The 20,631-nt window shown below is 69.1% G+C and carries 11 protein-coding genes; 6 read left to right on the forward strand and 5 right to left on the reverse strand.

The genetic code is table 11. The features are described from left to right. Positions 1 to 28: 28 nt before the first annotated feature. The 4 genes from ACIQFU_RS12725 to ACIQFU_RS12740 are packed head-to-tail and all read left to right on the forward strand — an operon-like array spanning position 29 to position 14,623. Positions 29 to 6,361: a protein kinase gene (locus ACIQFU_RS12725; RefSeq protein WP_402550963.1), complete on the forward strand. Its 6,333-nt coding sequence runs from the start codon at positions 29 to 31 to the stop codon at positions 6,359 to 6,361. Between the two features lie 38 nt (positions 6,362 to 6,399). After that, a complete protein-coding gene (locus ACIQFU_RS12730; RefSeq protein ID WP_402550964.1) occupies positions 6,400 to 9,348 on the forward strand; it encodes a DEAD/DEAH box helicase in 2,949 nt (982 codons plus the stop codon). Then, on the forward strand, positions 9,348 to 13,445 hold the full coding sequence (locus ACIQFU_RS12735; RefSeq protein WP_402550966.1) for an Eco57I restriction-modification methylase domain-containing protein: 4,098 nt from the start codon (positions 9,348 to 9,350) through the stop codon (positions 13,443 to 13,445). The genes ACIQFU_RS12730 and ACIQFU_RS12735 overlap by 1 nt, the downstream gene beginning before the upstream one ends. A 44-nt stretch (positions 13,446 to 13,489) precedes the next feature. Next, positions 13,490 to 14,623: an EcsC family protein gene (locus tag ACIQFU_RS12740; RefSeq protein WP_402550967.1), complete on the forward strand. Its 1,134-nt coding sequence runs from the start codon at positions 13,490 to 13,492 to the stop codon at positions 14,621 to 14,623. A 52-nt stretch (positions 14,624 to 14,675) separates the two neighbouring features. Here the strand turns inward: ACIQFU_RS12740 and ACIQFU_RS12745 are convergent, their stop codons facing one another. Further along, complete coding sequence (locus ACIQFU_RS12745; RefSeq protein WP_402550969.1) at positions 14,676 to 14,861, reverse strand: DUF397 domain-containing protein; 186 nt, start codon at positions 14,859 to 14,861, stop codon at positions 14,676 to 14,678. Next, entirely contained in the window at positions 14,858 to 15,721 is an 864-nt protein-coding gene (locus ACIQFU_RS12750; protein ID WP_402550971.1) for a Scr1 family TA system antitoxin-like transcriptional regulator, read from the reverse strand. Before ACIQFU_RS12750 ends, ACIQFU_RS12745 begins: the two co-directional genes overlap by 4 nt. Positions 15,722 to 15,956: 235 nt before the next feature. Here ACIQFU_RS12750 and ACIQFU_RS12755 point away from each other — a divergent pair, with 235 nt between their 5' ends. Next, entirely contained in the window at positions 15,957 to 17,048 is a 1,092-nt protein-coding gene (locus ACIQFU_RS12755) for a PASTA domain-containing protein (RefSeq protein ID WP_402550972.1), read from the forward strand. 345 nt (positions 17,049 to 17,393) lie between these two features. On the opposite strand, the gene tgmC is transcribed toward ACIQFU_RS12755, so the two are convergent. From tgmC to tgmA, 3 genes are read right to left on the reverse strand one after another with little or no spacing between them, the layout of a single operon-like run. Then, complete coding sequence (gene tgmC / locus ACIQFU_RS12760) at positions 17,394 to 18,527, reverse strand: ATP-grasp peptide maturase system methyltransferase (protein ID WP_402550974.1); 1,134 nt, start codon at positions 18,525 to 18,527, stop codon at positions 17,394 to 17,396. Next, positions 18,524 to 19,495 carry an ATP-grasp ribosomal peptide maturase gene (gene tgmB / locus ACIQFU_RS12765; protein WP_402550976.1) on the reverse strand — a complete coding sequence of 324 codons (972 nt, stop codon included), beginning with the start codon at positions 19,493 to 19,495 and terminating at the stop codon, positions 18,524 to 18,526. Before tgmB ends, tgmC begins: the two co-directional genes overlap by 4 nt. Continuing rightward, the gene (gene tgmA, locus ACIQFU_RS12770) at positions 19,492 to 19,743 is read right to left on the reverse strand and encodes a putative ATP-grasp-modified RiPP (protein WP_402550978.1); all 252 of its coding nucleotides are present in this window, start codon (positions 19,741 to 19,743) and stop codon (positions 19,492 to 19,494) included. Before tgmA ends, tgmB begins: the two co-directional genes overlap by 4 nt. A gap of 320 nt (positions 19,744 to 20,063) precedes the next feature. Between tgmA and ACIQFU_RS12775 the strand changes: the two genes are divergently transcribed. After that, positions 20,064 to 20,570: an ATP-binding protein gene (locus ACIQFU_RS12775; protein ID WP_402550980.1), complete on the forward strand. Its 507-nt coding sequence runs from the start codon at positions 20,064 to 20,066 to the stop codon at positions 20,568 to 20,570. Positions 20,571 to 20,631 lie beyond the last annotated feature (61 nt).

Here is a 20,631-nt window from a genome sequence, read left to right on the forward strand (position 1 = left end):
ACGCGGGACTAGGACTGAGGGAGCGGCAGTGAGCCACGGGCTGGTCGACGGCAGATTCCGCGTCGGGCGCGTCATCGGCAGGGGCAACATGGGGGAGGTTCACCAGGCGGAGGACCTCCAGGTCCCGGAGGGGTCGCCGGAGCGCAGCGTCGCCGTCAAGACCATCCTGCGCCGCCGCACTGGCGCGCAGATCGACACCGGCGGCGACGCGAAGGCCGTGCAGCGGTTCAAACGCGAAGTGCGGATCATGCGCCGACTCCTGCATCCGAACCTCACCCGTCTCGTGGCCGGCGGCATCGAACAGGACTCCGCCGCTCCCGGTGGCCTGCTCTACCTGGCCATGGAGTTCCTGGACGGGGAGACCCTGCGCGACCTCGTCGAGGAGGAACCGCAGCTGCCCGTCTCATGGGCCGCCGCCATCGGCGCGCAGGTCGCCGCCGGCCTCGCGACCGCGCACGCCGCGGGAATCGTGCACCGCGACCTGAAGCCCGCCAACGTGATGCTCACCCAGGGCGGCACGGTCAAGGTCCTCGACTTCGGCATGGGCAGCATCGTCGACGATCCGGACCAGACCCGGCTGACCAGCACGGGCGTCAGTGTGGGCACCGCCCGCTACATGGCCCCCGAGCAGTGCCTGGCCAAACAGGTCACCCAGGCCGCCGACCTCTACGCGCTGGGCTGCGTGCTCTACGAGATGCTCGTCGGCGTTCCACCGTTCACCAGCGAGTCCGCGTACGAGCTCGCCGACCGGCACGTCAACCAGCAGCCCGCTCCCGTCCGGGTGATCCGCAGCGAGGTTCCCGTCGAGCTCGCCCGCCTCGTGGAACGCCTGCTGGCCAAGGACCCGGCGGACCGTCCCGCCGACGCGGTGACCGTCCGGGACGCGCTCGTCCCGCTCGCCCTGTCCGGCGCCGAGGGCCTGATTCCGCACTGGGGTGCCCTGGACCCGACGGTCCCGCTGCGGAACGCCGCACCGGCGCCGGCGACCCCCGCCGCCCCGGAAGAGGTCGTCCCGCAGACGAGGTCCGCCCCGGGCGCCGTCATGGACGTCTTCGGCGTGCACCGCGCGCTCATCAAGGACTACCGCTCCTTCACCGAGGGCGGCACCGTCATCCGCGACGACCGCATCGCGGACCACGTCGAGAAGGACCTCGACGCCAAGTCTCAGTGGCCGGACCCGTGGCTGTCGCTCAACCCGTTCTTCCAGGGCGGCGGCACCGTGGTCGAACTCGCCCAGCAGAAGGTGCTGCACGCCGAGTGCGCCCGCATCTTCCAGGCGAAGAAGACCGAGGGCGGCACCGTCTGCGACGGTCGCCCGCTCACCCTCCATCGCCACCAGCGCGACGCCATCGACGCCGCCGCCTCAAAGGCCTCGTACGTCCTGACGACCGGGACCGGCTCCGGCAAGTCGCTCGCGTACATCGTGCCGATCGTCGACAAGGTGCTGCGCGAGCGCGACCAGGAGGGCCCCGACGCCACCAAGCGCGTACGGGCGATCATCGTCTATCCCATGAACGCGCTCGCCAACAGTCAGCTGCGCGAGCTGGAGAAGTACCTGCGCGACGGCTACGGCGCCGGCAAAGAGCCGGTCACCTTCGCCCGCTACACGGGCCAGGAGGACGACGAGAAACGCCGGGAGATCCGCGACAACCCACCGGACATCCTGCTCACCAACTACGTGATGCTGGAGCTGATGCTGACCCGCCCCGCCGACCGGGCGAGCCTGATCCGGATGGCGCGGGGCCTGGAGTTCCTGGTCTTCGACGAACTCCACACCTACCGCGGCCGCCAGGGCGCCGACGTGGCCCTGCTCATCCGCCGAGTCCGCGAGGCCTGCCAGGCCGCGGACCTGCAGTGCATCGGCACCTCGGCCACCATGTCGACCGAAGGCACGCTGGACGACCAGCGCGACGTGGTCGCCGAGGTGGCGAGCACCCTGTTCGGCACGAAGGTGCGCCCCCAGCACGTCATCGGCGAGACCCTGGTCCGCGCGACCGGCGAGGCACCCGATGCCGTACCCGCGGAGCGCCTGACCTCCCCCGCCGCCCCGCGCGCCTACGACGACCTCGTACGCGACCCGTTGGCCCGCTGGATCGAGAGCCGCTTCGGGCTGGTCGAGGACGAGGAGTCGGGTCGCCTGGTACGGCAGCGGCCGGCGAAGATCGAGGTCGCGGCGAGGGAGCTTAGTGAGCGGTCGGGCGTCCCCGCGACGGACTGCGTCGCCGCCATCCGCGCGACCCTGGAGGCCGGTTCACAGGCCCTCCACCCGGTGACCGAGCGCCCGCTGTTCGCGTTCCGGCTGCACCAGTTCCTCTCCAAGGGCGACACCGTGTACGTCACCCTGGAGGACAAGCTCTCCCGGCACCTCACCCGCTCCTACCAGCTCGAACAGCCCGGAAGCGGCGGCAAGTTGCTGATGCCGTTGGCCTTCTGCCGCGAGTGCGGCCAGGAGTACCTGACGGTGTGGCGCACCGAGAAGGACGGCGAGGTCCGCTACGAGGCCCGCCGCGACACCTCAGCGACCGGCGGCCGGCAGGGCGACGGCTACCTCTACGTCGACCACGAGCGGGAGTGGCCGTCGAACGTCCAGTACGCCGTAGACGACCGCCGACTTCCCGAGTCCTGGCTGGAGCTGGACGACCGGGGCCAGGAAGTCGTCAAGCGGACCTACCGCGACCGGGTACCGCGCGCGGTCACCGTCGACCCGTACGGACAGGAGGGACGGGGAGGCCAGGGCGACCTCAAGGCCGCGTTCGTCCCGTCCCCCTTCCTCTTCTGCCTGCACTGCGGGGTGGCGTACGAGCAGACACGCGGCAAGGACTTCGCCAAGCTCGCCACGCTGGACCAGGAGGGCCGCTCGTCGGCAACCTCTCTCGTCTCGGCGTCCATCGTGCGCTCGCTGAAGTCGGTGCCCGAGGAGGCCCTGGACAAGGAGGCCCGCAAGCTCCTCACCTTCGTCGACAACCGGCAGGACGCCTCTCTCCAGGCCGGCCACTTCAACGACTTCGTCCAGATCACCCAGTTGCGCGGGGCGCTGTACCGGGCGGCCCTGGACGCGGGCGAGGACGGCGTGCACCACGAGGAACTCGCCTCGGCGGTGACGAACGCCCTGGCCCTCGCCCCCGGCGAATACACCGGCGACGCCGACCTCGCCCCCGGCCTGGCCCGCAACGCGGCCCGCACACTGCGCGACGTGATCGCTTTCCGGCTCTACCTGGACCTGGAGCGCGGCTGGCGCATCACCATGCCCAACCTGGAGCAGACCGGCCTGCTGGAGATCGACTACGAGGACCTGCACTGGGTGGCCGGCAAACAGGACCGCTGGGAGACCGCCCACCCGGCGCTGCGGGACGCCGACCCCGCACTCCGCGCCGAGGTCGTCAAGGCGCTGCTGGACGAGATGCGCCGCTCCCTGGCGATCGACGTCTCCTACTTCCGCGACGACACCTTCGAGTCGCTGCAACGCGCCACAGAGGAACGGCTGGTGGACCCCTGGGTCCTCTCCGCCGGAGACAAGCCGCGGATCGGCACGGCCTACCCGCACCCCTCCCGCCCGGGCGCCGACCGGTCCAGCCTGTTCCTGTCGGCCCGCGGCAAGTACGGCAAGTACCTGAAGCGCGCGGACAGCTCCTTCGCGGAGCTGGACCAGGACGACCTCCAGCTGATCATCGCCCAGTTGCTGACCGTCCTCGCCAAGGCGGGCCTGGTCAAGGAGGTCGAGACCGCCCCACAGCGCCCCGGCCGCTACCGCCGTGCGTCCGGCCCGACGACGACGGGATACCGGGTGGCCGCCCAGTCTCTTGTCTGGCGGGCCGGCAAGGGCGAGTCGGGCGCGCACGACCCCCTCACCCGCACCTACCAGAGCGGCGACGGCCCGCGCATCAACACCTTCTTCCTCAAGCTGTACCGGGAGACCGCCGACGCACTGTCCGGCCTGTTCGCCCGCGAGCACACCGCGCAGGTCGCACCGGCGGACCGCGAGAAGCGCGAGGAGGCCTTCCGCAAGGCGGAGCTGAAGCTCCTGTACTGCTCCCCCACGATGGAGCTGGGCGTCGACATCTCCTCGTTGAACGCCGTGATGATGCGCAACGTCCCGCCCACACCCGCCAACTACGCCCAGCGCTCGGGCCGCGCGGGCCGCAGCGGCCAGCCGGCACTGGTGACGACGTACTGTGCGACGGGCAACAGCCACGACCAGTACTACTTCCGTCGCTCCCACCGCATGGTCGCGGGCGCGGTCGCCCCGCCCCGCCTGGACCTCGCCAACGAGGACCTGGTCCTCTCCCACCTCCAGGGCATCTGGATCGCCGAGGCCGGCCTGCGCCTGGGCCGCGCCATCCCCGACGTCCTGGACGTCTCCCACCCGGACACCGGCGACCGCCCCAACCCCGCTCTGGAACTGCTCCCCGACATCCAGGCGGCCTCGTACGACGACGGCGCCCAGCGCCGCACGGTCGACGCGGCCCTGCGCGTCCTCGGCCCGCTCCTCCCCGACTTCGTCGACACCACCTGGTGGCACGACGACTGGATCCAGGACAAGGTACGCACGGTCCCGGAGCGTTTCGACCGCGCCTTCGACCGCTGGCGCAGCCTGTTCCGCGCCGCCCTGGACGACCAGTACGTCCAGAACAAGCGCCGTCTGGACTACAGCCTCACCGAGGGCGACCGCATCCGCGCCAACGCCCGCCGCCGTGAGGCCGAAACGCAGCTCAACCTACTGATGAACGAGAGCGTGGACAGCAAGTCGGTGTTGTCGGACTTCAACCCGTACCGCTACCTGGCCTCCGAGGGCTTCCTTCCCGGCTACAGCTTCCCGCGACTGCCGCTGGCCGCGTACATCCCGACGATCGGCCGCCGCCGCGGAGACGGCGACTACCTCCAGCGGCCCCGCTTCCTCGCCATCCGCGAGTTCGGTCCCGGCTCGCTGATCTACCACGAGGGCGCCCGCTACCAGGTCACCCGCATCCAGCTGCCCCCGGACTCCTCCGGCGAGCTCACGACGGGTGAGGCCCGCCGCTGCGCCCACTGCGGCTACCACCACGACCCGAAGGAGCGCGAGGACCGCTGCGGCTTCTGCGACGAGCCGCTGAGCTCGGCGACGTACGGCCTCCTCCACCTCCACACGGTGTACACCACCCGCCGCGAGCGGATCTCGTCCGACGAAGAGGAGCGGCGCCGCGCCGGCTTCAAGCTGGAGACGTCGTACCGCTTCCACGACCACGGCGCCCGCAGGGGCCGCCTGAACGCGACGGTCGACGACGCGGCAGGCGGCAGGCTCGCCGACATCGCGTACGGCGACTCCGCGACCGTCCGCATCACCAACACCGGCCGGGTCCGCGCCAAGAAGGACGAGCCACCGGGCTACTGGCTCGACCTGGCCGACGGCCGCTGGATGAACGACAAGGACGCCTCTGAAGCCTCCGGCGACTCCAGCGAGCTCCCGGTCATCGACGCCGAAGGCAACGAACGGCGCCGCAAGAAGCGGGTCATCCCCTTCGTGGAGGACCGCCGCAACATCCTCGTCGTCACCCTCGACGAGGCGCTGCCCGAGCCGATCGCGCTGACGCTGATGTACGCGCTGGAGCGGGGTATCGAGGCGGCGTTCGAGCTGGAGGACGCCGAGCTGACCGCCGAGCTCCTCCCGCCGGACGACGGTCCGCGCCGCCGCATGCTGTTCATGGAGGCCGCGGAGGGCGGCGCGGGCGTACTGCGTCGCCTCCAGGCGGAGACCGACGCGGTGGCCAAGGCGGCCCGCCGCGCCCTGGAGATCTGCCACTTCGCCGCCGACGGCACCGACGAGGGCGACGAAGCCCACCGGGGCGACCGCGCCTGCGCCCTGGGCTGCTACGAGTGCCTGCTGACGTACGGCAACCAGCTGGACCACGCCCGGATCAACCGCCACACGGTGGCCGCCCTCCTGGTCCGCTTCGCGTCGGCGACGGCGACGCGGGAGGCCCGCGGGGAGTCCCGGTCGGAGCAGTACCGGCGGCTGATCGCCCAGACCGCCGCCCCATCCCCGACGAAGCCGACCCCGGTGGAGGCCGCGGCAACGACGGAACTGGCGGGTGCGGGCGACTTCCTGGGCTGGGTGAAGGCCAAGGGCCTGAACCTGCCGACGGAAACGGCCGCCTTCCTCACCGAGGCCAACGCCGCGCCCGACTACGTCTACCGGCAGCCGGGCATGCGCCTGGCCGTCTTCGTCGACCTTCCCGACACGGAGCAGACCGCCCTGCGCGACGAGGACGCCGGGGAACGACTCCTCGACGCCGGCTGGGAGTACGTCCGCTTCCGCCCCGGCGACGACTGGGACGCACTCGCCGAGTCCTACGCCGACTGCTTCGGCTCCCCCACGACCAACTGACCGCTTGCCTAGGCCTTTTCGAGGATCTGACGACTGACATGGCACTCACGTACTCCGCAGGCTCGCTGGTCACCGCACGCGGCCGGGAATGGGTCGTGCTCCCCGAGAGCGAGCCCGATCTGCTGGTGCTGCGCCCGCTGGGCGGCTCCGACGACGACATCGCGGCGGTGTTCCCGGCCTTCGAGACGGTGAAGGGCGCCGAGTTCGCACCCCCGGAGCCCGGCGACCTCGGCGACCAGCGGGCCGCCGGCCTGCTGCGCACGGCGCTGCGCGTCGGCTTCCGCTCGGGCGCGGGCCCGTTCCGCTCGCTGGCGGGCATCGCGGTCGAACCGCGCGCGTACCAACTCGTCCCGCTGCTGATGGCGCTGCGCCAGAAGACAGTACGCATGCTGATCTCCGACGACGTGGGCATCGGCAAGACGGTGGAAGCGGGCCTGGTCGCGAGCGAGTTGCTGGCGCAGGGCGAGGCGACGGGGTTGGCGGTGCTGTGCTCGCCCGCGCTGGCCGAGCAGTGGCAGCAGGAGCTGCGCACGAAGTTCGGCATCGACGCGGAGCTGGTGTTGTCGTCGACGGTGTCGCGCCTGGAACGGGGCCTGGACCTGGGCCAGTCGCTGTTCGACAAGTACCCGCACGTGATCGTGTCGACGGACTTCATCAAGTCCACCCGCCACCGCGACGACTTCGTACGCCACTGCCCCGACCTGGTGATCGTCGACGAGGCGCACACGTGCGTGACCTCCGACGACACGAAGGTGAGCACGCAGAACCAACTGCGCTACGAGCTGCTGCGCCGCGTCGCGGAGAACGCCGACCGGCACCTGCTCCTGGTGACGGCTACCCCGCACAGCGGCAAGGAGTCGGCGTTCCGGAACCTGCTGGGCCTGGTCAAGCCGGAACTGGCCCAGGTGGACCTCGACTCGGAGAAGGGCCGCAAGCTCCTGGCCCAACACTTCGTGGCCCGCAAGCGGGCGGACGTACGCCAGTACCTGACGAAGGAGGACGGCCTGGCGGACGACTCGCTCGCCGAGCGCACGGCGTTCCCGTCCGACCGCTACTTCAAGGACGAGACGTACAAGCTGTCCCCCGAGTACCGGGCACTGCTCGACGACGCGATCGCCTACGCGAGTGAGCGCGTCGAGGAGGCGGACGGCCAGGGCCGACGCGAGGCCCGTATCGCCTGGTGGTCGGCGATCGCGCTGCTGCGCTCCATGGTGTCGTCACCGAGGGCGGCGGCGCAGACCCTACGCACCAGGTCGGCGGCGGCGGTGGCCGCGTCGGCGGAGGAGGCGGACCGGCTCGGCGCCCCGCTGACCAGCGACTCGGCGGACAGTGACGCGCTGGAGGGAATGGACGTGGCCCCGGGCGCGGAGACGGAGGAGAACGCGGGCTCGCGCCTGGCGGAACTCGCGGAGCGGGCGCAGGCATTGGAGGGCCCGGCACAGGACCTGAAACTGAAGGCGCTCATCAGGCATCTCAAGGCCCTGCTGGCCGACGGCTACAACCCGATCGTCTTCTGCCGCTACATCCCGACCGCCGAGTACCTGGCCGAGCAGCTCGGCAACGACCCGGAGACGAAGAAGCGCGGCCCGCTCGGGGCGAAGACGGTGGTGAAGGCGGTAACGGGCACGCTCTCTCCCCAGCAGCGCATCGAGCGCATCGAGGAGTTGGCGGCAGAGGCCGGCGAGGACACCGCCGCCCGCCGCGTCCTGATCGCCACCGACTGCCTCTCGGAGGGCGTGAACCTCCAGCACCACTTCGACGCCGTCCTCCACTACGACCTGGCCTGGAACCCCACCCGCCACGACCAGCGCGAAGGCCGCGTCGACCGCTACGGCCAGAAGCGCGACGAGGTCCGCGTCATCACCCTCTACGGCGACGACAACGGCATCGACGGCAAGGTCCTGGAGGTGCTGATCAAGAAGCACCGCCAGATCAAGAAGGACCTGGGCATCTCGGTCTCGGTTCCGGACGAGATGTCGACGGGCGTGACGGACGCGATCGTGGAGTGGCTGCTGCTGCGCGGCAGGCAGGGCGAACAGGAGGCGCTGTTCGAGTCGGACTCCTTCCAGCAGAGCTTCGCGGACCTGGAGCAGGACTGGAACTCGGCGGCCGACAGGGAGAAGGCGTCCCGGTCGCGCTTCGCACAGCGCTCCATCCATCCGGAGGAGGTGGCGAGGGAGGTCGCAGCCGTTCGGGATGCGCTGGGCAGCGCGGGCGAGATCGATACGTTCGTACGGGAGTCGCTGAACGCGCTGGGCGCGGTGCTCCGTGACTCCGGTGAGGACTTCACGGCGCAGGTCAGGGGCACGCCGCTGAGCTTGCAGGATGCGCTGGCGCCGGTCGTGGGCGCAGAGACGATCGACCGGGACCGTCCGATCCCGTTTCGCTCGACCTCGGCGGTGGCGCGAGGCGAGGCCGCGCTGGTCCGGACGGACCCGGTGGTGGGCGCGCTGGCGTCGCACGTACTGAACGCCGCCCTGGACACCCAGGCGGACGGCGCCCGCCCCGCCCGCCGCTGCGGCGTGGTCACGACGGACGCGGTGACGACGCGTACGACGCTGCTGCTGGTCCGCTACCGCTTCCACCTGACGTTGCCGTCCCGGAACGGTGAGAAGCAGGTGGTGGCGGAGGACGCCCGCCTGCTGGCCTTCGAGGGCGCCCCGAGGAACGCGGTGTGGTTGCCGCAGGAGCGGGCGGTGGAGCTGCTGGAGGCGCGGGCGACGGAGAACACGGCGGCGGCGTCCGGGGAGCGCACGATGAAGCGCATTCTCGGTGAACTGGGTGACGCGACAGCCCACTTGGAGTCCTACGGCGACGAACTGGCCGCCGAGCTGGACGCCTCCCACCGCCGGGTACGGACCGCCTCCGGCGAGATCGTCCGCGGCCTGTCGGTCACGGCCCAGAAGCCCGCCGACATCCTCGGCACCTACGTCTACCTGCCCGCAGCTTCCTCCACTGTCTCTGCTTCCGCTGGAGTGTCCGCCTGATGTCCGCCACCACCCGCAACCAGGTGTTCACCGCCGTCCACACCGTCGGCGGCCTACTGCCGGCCGACATGCTGGTCCGCATCTCCGAGGGCAAGGACGTCCCCGGCTCCAAGCCCGCCGACTACGGCATGCCGTCGTCGCGCTCGGTACGGGACGAGGCCGAGCGCAGCTGGGAGTACCTGAAGCCCCTCTGGCGCGACCTGCGCAAGCACCTGCCCGAGAACCCGGAGACGGGCGTCCCGGCCAGCGACCCGACCGGCCGCGCCGACACCGACTGGCTGGCGCCACTGTGGCAGGAACTGGGCTTCGGCCGGCTGACGCCGGTGGGCCCCGCGGGCATCACGGCCGACTCGGACGCGGAGAAGAAGTTCCCGGTCTCACACCGCTGGGGCCACGTCCTGATCCACCAGACGCCGTGGAACGCCGAGCTGGACAAGCGCCCGGGCGGCGCGGGCACGGTCCCGCCCCAGTCAATGCTCCAGGAGTGCCTGAACCGGACGGAGACCCACTTGTGGGGCGTCCTGACGAACGGCCGCCAGGTCCGCCTCCTGCGCGACTCCAGCGCGCTGGCCACGGCGTCGTACGTCGAGTTCGACCTGGAGGCGATCTTCGACGGGGAACTGTTCAGCGAGTTCGTGCTGCTGTACCGGCTGCTGCATGTGTCGCGGGTCGAGGTGACGGAGGGGGCGGCGCCGTCTTCGTGCTGGCTGGAGAAGTGGCGCAGGGAGGCTATCGCGTCCGGGACGCGTGCCCTGGACCAGTTGCGGAAGGGGGTGCAGGAGGCCATCACGGCGCTGGGCACGGGTTTCCTGCGGCATCCGGAGAACGGATCACTCCGCGAGGACGTCCGTCCGAAGCCCTTGCAGAAGGCGCTGCTGCGCTTGGTGTACCGGCTCCTGTTCGTCTTCGTGGCAGAGGACCGGGACGCGCTGCTGTCGCCGGGTGCTGACGGGATCGCGCGCGAGCGGTACGCGAACTACTTCTCGTCGGCCCGGCTCCGCGCCCACGCCCGGAAGCGGCGCGGAACGGCCCACGGTGACCTGTACGAGGCCCTGCGCATCGTCCTGGCAGCCCTCGGCGACGAGAAGGGCCGCCCCGAATTGGCCCTCCCCGGGCTCGGCGGCCTGTTCAACGACACAGACACAGACGCCCCTCTGCACGACCTGAAGCTCTCCAACGAGGCCCTGCTGACGGCCGTACGCCACCTGTCCCAGGTACGGGACGGCAGCTCGGGCCGCTGGCGTGCGGTGGACTACCGGCACCTCGACGCCGAGGAGCTGGGGTCGGTGTACGAGTCCCTGCTTGAGCTGGAACCGAAACACAGTGCGGCCGACCGCACCTTCGCACTCGTCGAGGTCGCGGGCAACACCCGTAAGACGACAGGCAGCTATTACACCCCGTCGTCGCTCATCGAGTGTCTGCTGAACTCCAGCCTGGACCCGGTGATCGAGGATGCGGTGAAGCGCGGTGAAGAGGCGGGTGCGCAAGCGGGCGCTGCCGATCCGGCGGACGCAATCGTGAACGAGTTGCTCTCGCTGACGGTCTGCGACCCGGCGTGCGGATCCGGACACTTCCTGGTGGCTGCGGCTCGTCGTATCGCCAAGAAGGTGGCGGCGGTACGGGAACGCAACCCCGAGCCGACGCTCGACGCGGTCCGCCACGCGCTGCACGAGGTTGTGGCCCGGTGCATCTACGGAGTAGATCTCAACCCGATGGCAGTGGACCTGGCCAAGGTCTCTCTGTGGCTTGAGGCGTTGGAGCCGGGCAAACCACTGAGCTTCCTGGACGCACATGTAAAGCAGGGCAACGGTCTGATCGGAACCACGCCCAAGCTGCTCCAGGGCGGCATCCCCGACGAGGCGTTCATCCCGACCGAGGGCGACGACAAAAAGCACGCGAAGGCCCTGGAGAAGATCAACCAGCAGGAGCGGGTCGGCCAGGGCAGCCTGTTCGACCTGGGCAGCGAGTCGGTCAAGGTCGCCAACACGACGTTCGCCAAGCGTCTGCGGTCCATCACGCTCGTCGAGGCCGGGGAACTCACCGACGTACGCCGACAGGAGGATGCGTACGGGGCCTGGACGACGTCCTCCGACTACCAGCGTGCTCAGCTCGTCGCGGACGCCTGGTGCGCCGCGTTCGTATGGCTGAAGACGCCGGAAGCACCGCGACCGGTGACGCACGCCCTGTTCAAGGCCCTGGAGGACCCGGACGCCCAGAACGTGCCAGCGGAGACCGAGGCCGAAATCAGCAAGCTACGGATGCGGTTCTCCTTCTTCCACTGGCACTTGGAGTTCCCCGAGGTGTTCTCCGTGCCCGAGGACGACCAGGACGTGTCGGCGGCGACCGGGTGGGCCGGGGGCTTCGACTGCGTGGTGGGGAATCCGCCGTGGGACAGCGTGGACTTCCGCGAGCAGGAGTTCTTCGCACAGCGGGCCCCGGAGATCGCGGAGGCGTCCCGCACGGCGGTGCGCAAGAGGATGATCGACGCGCTCAAGGGCTCCCCGGACACACTTCCCCTGTATAAGGAGTTCGAGGCAGGCAAGCGGAGAGTGTACGCGGAAAGCCACTTCCTGCGACGCTCAGGGCGGGTCCCGTTGACCGGGCAAGGCAACCTCAACACCTACGCGGTGTTCACGGAGACGGACCGGATACTGCTCGGACCGAAGGGCCGGGCGGGCGTGATCGTCCCAACGGGGATCGCGACGGACGCGCGCACGCAGCATTTCTCCGGGGATCTGGTGCGGAGTGGGGCGATTGCGGCGCTGTACGATTTCGAGAACGCAGCGCCTCTCTTTCCTGGAGTTCACCGCTCATTCAAGTTCAGCATTCTGTCCTTGGTCGGCCCATCCCTGCGCGAACCAGAAGCCCAATTCGCCTTCTTCTTGCACGACCCCGCTGAACTGGACGACGCGGACAAGACATTCACGCTGACGCCGGAAGAGATCGCACTGCTAAACCCGAACACAGGCACGCTCCCCGTGTTTAGGTCGAGGCAGGATGCGGAGATCACGCTCGGTATGTATCGACGGCTTTCGGTTCTATGGAGAGAAGGTGACCCTGATGGCAATCCGTGGCGGGTGTCGTTCTCACAAGGGCTTCTCAACATGGGACACAACTCGGCTCTCATGCATCCACGCAAGGAACTTGAGGAAACCGGCTGGACCCTGGAAGAGAACATCTTCACCAGGAACGGGAAGCGAATGCTCCCCTTGTACGAGGCAAAGATGCTTCACCACTACGACCACCGATGGGCCACGTACGACGACGCGGGTAGCGCCCACTCCCTGTCGCCCGCAGACAAGAACAACCCCAACACGCTCGTGGTGCCCCAGTACTGGGTTGCCGAGGAGGACACGCCGTCGGGCAAGCTCGATAAGCATGGCGAGGACATTCCCATTCCGGGAATCCGAAAGCGTTTGGCCGACAAGGACTGGCCGCATAGCTTCCTCCTCGGCTGGCGGGACATCTGTCGAGCAACCGATGAGCGAAGTATGATCAGCTCATGGCTCCCCGCAGTCGGCGTCGGCCACAAATTTCTTCTGGCTATGTGCCAGCTTCCCGAGCTTTTGGGGGCCGTGTGGTCGTCGTTCGCCTTTGATTACGCGGCACGGCAGAGCATTGGCGGCACGTCGATGAGCTTCTTCATCGTCAAGCAGCTCCCCACCCCCACACCTGTCCAGCTTTCAGCTCACGCCCCCTTCATCACTCCTCGCATCCTGGAACTCGCTTACACGGCCAATGACATGAACGGTTTTGCCGAGCACCTCGGCGACACCGGCGCACCCTTCCGCTGGAGCCCGGACCGCCGCAGGCAAATCCGCGCCGAACTCGACGCCCTCTTCTTCCACCTCTACGGAATCTCCCGTGACGACGTCGACTACATCCTCGATACCTTCCTCATCGTCCGCCGCAAGGACGAGGCCAAGTACAACACGTACCGCACCAAGGAACTGATCCTCGCCGAGTACGACCGCATGACAGCCACCGGCCTCACCCTGGAGAATCCCCTCGTCGACGGCGAGAACTACACCTCCAGCCTCACCCCGGCCCCTGGCCACGGCCCCCGTCACCCCGCTCTGCAGCCCTCGACGACATGACAAGCCACCACTCGCGCATCACCATCCACACCTCAGGGGGAAACATGAGCAAGCCGGAGCCGCCCAATCCGCTTCCGTCGGAGTACGAACTCGCGGCATGGAAGTCCATCCAGCAGTTCAAGGGCCGCCCGCTGTCACAAGGCATGCAGAACGCCGGCGAGCGAATGGCGAACGGCGCCGCACAACTCGGGAAGCGTGCCGCGAAGCAACTGGAGAAGCGGCCGCGGGCTGCGGCTGCGGTTGCACGTGGACAGGAATTCGCCGCAAAGGGCGCTTCCAAGATCGGCGCCGGCGCGCGCGTTGCCGCCGATGCCATGCCGGACTGGGGCCGCACCGCCGTGCAGTCCGTACGGAAGACCGTGGGACGAGTATCGCGAGCGGGGCTCTCTCCCAAGCGAGTGGTGGCGCTCCACAACAAGCGCGGGCATGACGTCACCTCGCTCTCCGACCTGCGCCGCCTAGACCTCGAACAGGTCGACACGGTCCACGGCCGGGCGGCGAGCTGGTACTACCCTGCCGCCGCCGCGCTCTCCGGAGCGGGCTCGGCATTCGCGATCTCCGGAGGAGAGTTGGTCATCGCCGCCTCCGCCGGGGCCGCGGCTGCGCCAACTGGAGGGGCGATCGCCGGTGCCTTCCTCGCCGATGCCGCACTCGTCCTAGGACTCGCGTCCCGCGCCGTTGGCCAAGTCTCGCTGGCCTACGGTTACGACCCCGAAGACCCTGCCGAGAAGCTCTTCGTGATGTCAGTCGTCAACGTCGGTACGGCCAGTTCGGCCACCGCCAAGAACGCTGCGATGGCCGACCTCTCGAAGCTCACGCAAGCACTCTTCAAGGGCAAGACGTGGGAGGTGCTGAACGAGACGCTTCTCGCCAAGGTCTCCTCCCAGTTCGCGAAGGCGTTCCACTTCCGTCTGACCAAGAAGGGGCTCGGCAAGGCTGTACCCGCCCTTGGGATCGTCATGGGCGGCACCCTGAACTGGGCCACGTTGGAGGGAGTCGTCGACGCGGCCGAGATGGCGTACCGGCGCCGGTTCCTTCTGGAGAAGTACCCGCATCTCGCCGACGAGGAGGCGCCCGAAGCGTTCACTGACACCAGCACGGACGCCGCGGACGACGCCGACGAGGAGATCAGCGTGCTCGACCAGCTCGCCGAGGCAGGCGGCCCCGACCTCCGCTGACCTGGTGTCCCGGCGGTGAGCGCTACCTATGCAACCGCCGGGACGGGGTGGCTCAAGACTCCACTGCGAAGCCAACGAAGTATGACCAGCATTCGCGCCTCACGGCGAACGGGCGTCGTGTCACATCCTTGGAGTCCCGCACGTGAATGGTCTGTTCGGTGACAGCAACCTCAACACAGTTGTCACCAGACGTACCGCTGTAACTGGACTTGAACCAGGCCAGTTGCGTGCCGCTCATAGTTCTCCTCTGATCCGCTCCAGCAGGCCCACGGAGTCGTGTGGGCTGAGGGCCTGTGCGCGGAGTGTCGCATACCTCCGGTGGAGGACGGCAGCCTGCTTCGGATCAGCAATCAATCGGCCGCTCTCCTGCCCTTCGGAGTATGCCAAGAGTCTCCCCTCCGGGGTCTCCAGCAAGGCCAGAGGGCCATCCAGACCCGCATGAGACACAGTGCGGGTAGGCATGACCTGCACGGATACATTGCGGAGCCTGGCGAGATCCAAGGTGTGGTCCAACTGGTCGCGCAGCACGCGCTCACCTCCAAGAGGGCGCTGCACGATGCTCTCCTCCATCACGAAGCTGAAGCTGGTGTTGGGCAATTCCCGGATGAGCCCCTGCCTTTCCATCCGGGCCGCCACCTGAGCCTCCATCTGTTCGTCACAGAGGGGTGGAATGCGGGTTTCGAAGGCCGCCCGCGCATAGCCCTCCGACTGCAACAGCCCCGGCACCAACCGGCACTCATAGGTGGCGAGACTCACCGCCTCCCGCTCCAGCCGAGCCCACCTCCGAAACCAAGCCGCCAGCCCCGCCTCCCCCCGCGTCAGAAACCGCGCCGAATGCCGCAGCGCCCCCGTGTTCCCCAACGCCTCCTCCGCCCGCTCCACGAAGGACGCATCCGGCATCCGCCGCCCCAACTCCACCGACTCGACCGTGTGCTTGGAGAACCGCACCAGGTCCCCGAACTGCGCCCTGCTCAGCCCCGCGTGCTCGCGCAGCGCCTGGACGACGGCCCCGAACGTCCGGAGACTGTCCGACGGGTCCGGCTCCCGTTCCGCCTCGCAGGCCGCCGTCTCGCCGCCCACACCCGCGCCAGCTGCCATACGCGCCCACCTCCGCTTGCCTCTGTACGTCGCCCGTCGGCCCCCACGATCGACAGAAGCCCAGCTTGACGGATCCGACGACGTACCGTCCACGCAATGTGCCCGTACGCTTACGTAGCGTACGGATCAGGTTGCTCGCGTAACAACAACGCGGCCACGGCTGTTGAACGCCTTGCCCCTGACGTGAGTCAAGGTCCACCCGACCCAGATTGAACACCGGAGCAAGAGAACACCCGTGAACCCGTACAACACCACTCCACCCCCGTCCTCCCGGCCCTGGTGGAAGACCACCCCCGCCCTGCTCGGCCTCCTGGCCCTCGTGGCCCTGCTCAGTGCGGTGAGCTTCCCGCTCGGCTTCCTCGTGATGATCGGCGCCATGGTGGCCGTGTGGGTGCTGCCCGCATGGCGCTGGTACGCCAAACTCGGCGCCACGTTCGGTGCCTTCTTCCTGATGCTGATCAGCGCGGGCGTCAGCGGGCAACTCGACGACAGTGGGCCGGACAAGTCCGTGGCCGGCCCACAGGACACGGACGACAAGGCCGTCGGAGCCACACCTTCCCCGACCCAGGCGAAGGTCCCTGAGCTCACCGACTACACGGGCAAGTCACTCGCCGAGGCGGAGAAGGGCGCCCGTGCGGCCGACTTCACACCCGGCCGGCATGACGCGTCCCCGGAAGACCGCGCGATCGTCGTACGGTCGGCGTGGACGGTGTGTTTCCAGACGACCGACACCGCTGCAAAGTCCGTCGTCTTCGCCGCCGTGAAGGACGGCGAGCCCTGCCCCACGAAGGACGGCGCCCCGCTCCCCTGGCCGACGATGCCGGATGTCGTCGGTGACACCTACAACACGGCCGTCAAGGCGCTGGACCGGGCCGGCATCGACCTCGACAGCGTCACACTCGACGACGTCTACCTGGACCTCGACGCGCCCACGGCCGACGAGGCCGCCGAGGAAGGCGACGAGTGGCGCGTGTGTTTCCAACGCCCCGACGAGAACAGCGAAGTCACCCCCACCACCACGGTTCACCTCGACCTGGGCGAGTGGACCGACGCCGATGTCGTCCAGAAGTGCCCGTCGAAGAAAGACACGACATACAAAATCCCCGCCGGCGACCCCAACTACGAGGGCCACAGTGACAGCGACGACAACAGCACCACCGGCGGCGATTCCTCCACGTCGTCAGGTGGCTCCACCGGTGGCGGCGGCGTCGGAGTCGTGCATCCCGGCTCGTTCTGCTCCCCGCCCGGCGCGACCGGTGTGACCAAGAAGGGCACCCCGATGGTCTGCGGACCCGGCCGTGACGGCCGCGACCGCTGGCACTCGTGAACCGTGGGACCCGCAAACGCCACCGCGACGGCCGGACACCACCGCGCCGTTGAGCCCGGCAACAGGATTGGACAGCTTGTCCCGGCGAAACGCCGCCCGCGCAGCGTCTCTCCCGGGACAAACTGCGCAATCATTGACCGGCGAAGGGTTCGCCAACCGGGTCCGGCGACAAGGCTCCCCCTCTGAATGCAGGGCTCGTCGAGGGCCTTACACGCGGTGGGCAACCGACTCGGTGAACCGAACCATCGCCCGGTGGTACGTCGCCCTCTCCGGGTTCGGGAACCGCACATTCGGCGGCGAGGTCGCTCCCCAGCGCCGACGACCAGGCACGTGATCGGGGGCCCTTCAGACCGGCAGCCGCCAGCAGGGGCCCTCCGGGTCGCCCAGCCAGACAACCTGGTCCCACTCCGTGACGGTCATACCGAACGCCGTCTGATCAGGCGCCCCCGCCTGCTGCCACGCGTCAAGCGCGTCCTCGACCTGGTCCCACAGCCTCAGCGGCCCGTCCTGGTGCACCGTCCAACCGTTGCCGTCCGGCTCGGCCCAGGCCTGGGAGCCGGTCGCCGCGTCGACCAGGGCGGGACCGGCCTCCGTACGAACCAACTCGGCGGACGGCGCGCCGAGCTGCGCGACGAAGAGGCCGGTCCAGTCGTCCAGCAGGTCCGGGCTCACCCGAGCCTTTCGCCTACTGCCCGGGTGGGCGTAGAAGGTGGGGCGGGGCGGCCGCTCGTGCGGACGGGCGAGCATGTACGACACCGGGTCGGCGGCGAAGCGACCGCGTGCGACGCCCTCTTCGTCGAGGACGAGGCGGATCAGGCCCGAGCCGAGGATCCAGCCGCTGATCGTGGTGGTGATGCTGCCCCCGTCGCGGAGCTGCCACAGCCACGACGGAGGGATGGTGCGCACAGCACACGTCGCGATCACCGCGTCGTAGTCGGCGCCGTCCTGGTGACCGCCCAGGCCCTCACCGACGACGAGATGCGGGGAGCGGCCGGCGGCTCGCAGGTGCTGCGCGGCAGTGGCTGCCAGCTCCTGGTCGTACTCGACGGAGTACACCGTCCCGTCTCCGAGGAGGTGGCAGAGGACGGCGGTGGAGTAGCCCGTTCCCGTGCCGATCTCAAGGACCATGTCGCCCTCGCGGACATCAGCGAGTTCGAGCATCCGCACGACGAGCGACGGAAGCGTGCTGGAGGAGGTCGGCCGCCCTGAGACGGGGCCTGCGGCTTCCTGGGCGCTGATGCCGTCGACCTGCGTCACCCAGGTGGTGTCCGAGCAGACCATCCTGAGCCACTCGTCCTCGCCGAGTTGCTCACGACGTGCAGGCTCCCAGTGGGTGCCGTTGGAGCGGAATACGGCGTCTCCCAGGAACAGTTCGCGGGGCACCGCCTCGACGGCGGCGCGCCGTGCCGGGTCAGTGAGCAGGCCGCGTGCGGCGAGTTCGCGGGCGAGGCCGTGGCGGAGATGGGTTGTGCTGGTCATCGGCCGTCCCGGTCTGAGGAGTACTGAAGCTGGTCGGCGAGCGCTGCGGTGATCCGGCCCGTGATGGGGTCAGGGAACCATGCGAACTGCCCGTTGGGATTGCACTCGTACCAGTGCCACCGCCCGGCAGCGTCGAGCCCGAAGTCGAAGGCGCCATAAGCCAGGCCGAACGCGGCAAGGTACTCGTGTACGCCCTTCGCCACGTCGGGCGGCGTGTCGATGAGGCTGTAGTGAAGGTCGTCGTAGTGGCGGCGCCAGTCCAGTCCCGGGGACCCGTCGATCCGCACGGCGAACAGCTGGTTCCCCACCGCTGTGAGCCGTACGTCGACGACTTTGTCCACGCGGGTCTGGAAGAGGTGCATCGTGTGGGCGACACCCGTGTCGACGTCGGCCATCGCGACTTCTTCGACCCACACCGTCAGGCCCTGACCGTCCGGGCCGACGTATTCGCCGTTGTACAGCGGCTTGTAGATGGCCGGGCCGTGATCACGGATGAACTGCCGTGCCCGCTCGACATCGTTGGTGAGCAGTGTCGGCGGTACGTGCAGCCCGCACCGTGCGGCGACCGTGAGCTGAGCCGGCTTGTACTCGGCAGCCCGATTGCGCCACGGGTGGTTGACGTAGTGCGCTCCCGGAAGAGTGGTCAGAATCCCGCCGAGGCCGTGGTGTGCCTGCTGTGCGCACCAGTCTGCGTCCGGTCCCTTCAGGCCGTCGGGCGCGGAGTAGGGGCGCGGACGGCGCCAGTACACGGATCGGACTGCGTCCAGCGCCACGCTCCGGGTTCCCGTCAGCACCTCACCGGTGAGCCGCGGGCCTTCCGCGCGCGCCGCCACGGTCGTCGTCGCCGGGAAGTCGCCCGGGGCGAGTCGGACGACCGGCACCGAACGCCTGCCCAGTTCCTCGACGACGACGTCCGCCGTCGCGTCGTCCAGCCGCGTGACGACGAGGACGGGCGATGCCGCGCTCAATCGCTGTCTCCCGACTGGTCGCTTCCCTCGTCCTGCGTGCCGTCCATGGACGTCTTCGTCTTCGTCTCCTTGGAGGTCTCGCTGCGCTTGTGCCGGTCCAGAGCCGGAACGTCCAGGCCGTCCGGTCCGATCCACCGCCCGACCTGGCGGTCCGCGTCCAGTACGGCCGTCGCCGCGGCCAGTAGGGCCGTCACGGGAAACGGCTTCATCCGGGTCAGGCCCCACGGCCTCGGAATCGGCGTCGTCATCAAGAGCACCCCTTTCATGGGAACACTGCGGCAACCACCGTGGGCGCAAAAGCACACCTCGTGCCCGCCCCGTCTCCCAGCGATCGCCGGCACCCAGCGTCACCGATGCGAACCCGCGTAGTCCACCGAAAGTGCCCGTACGGTGACGCACCGTACGTGGACGTCTCTGCGAGGCCGCGATCCGTGCCCGCAGCGGCCGCTGATCTGTACCCAGCGTGACGCCCGGCCCGCGTACCGCCTACAAATTCCGCGCGTACGCTTACTCTGCGTACGGTCCGCACTCCTGGATTGCGCCCCCGCTCGCCGGTCATCGTGGCCCCATGAGCGCAACCACGCCCCAGTCTCCTGCCACCGTGCGGACATTCACGCAGCAGTTCTCGTCCACTCGTCGCGGCGCCCGCCTCGCCCGGCTGCTCACCTACGAGCAGCTGTGTACCTGGCAGATGTCACCCGACGTCGCTGACCGTGCGGAGCAGATCGTGGCGGAGCTCGCGGCCAACGCGGCTCTGCACGGCCGGGTCCAAGGGCGGGACTTCCGCCTCTCCCTCACTCACGACCTGGCCGCCGCCAGCGTTCTCCGCATCGCCGTGACCGACGCCCGCGGGGACGTGCTTCCCTCTCCTGTGACGGACTTTGTCACTCCCCTCCACAACGAGTCGGGCCGCGGCCTGCTCATCGTCGCCGCCCTCGCCGACAGCTGGGGTACGGAACCGTATCCACCCGGCGGCAAGACCGTCTGGGCAGAGGTGTCCCACCGGTCGGCGAGCACCGTGCTGTCGCATCCCACGGTGTTCGTCACAGGCGCCCTGCGAAACATGCCGGAATGAGCAACCGACATAGGACGCAAGTAACCTCCGACATTCGCCTCCGCCGCTCCACACGTAACGC

This window comes from Streptomyces sp. NPDC093065, from assembly GCF_044754585.1.
Lineage (GTDB): Bacteria > Actinomycetota > Actinomycetes > Streptomycetales > Streptomycetaceae > Streptomyces.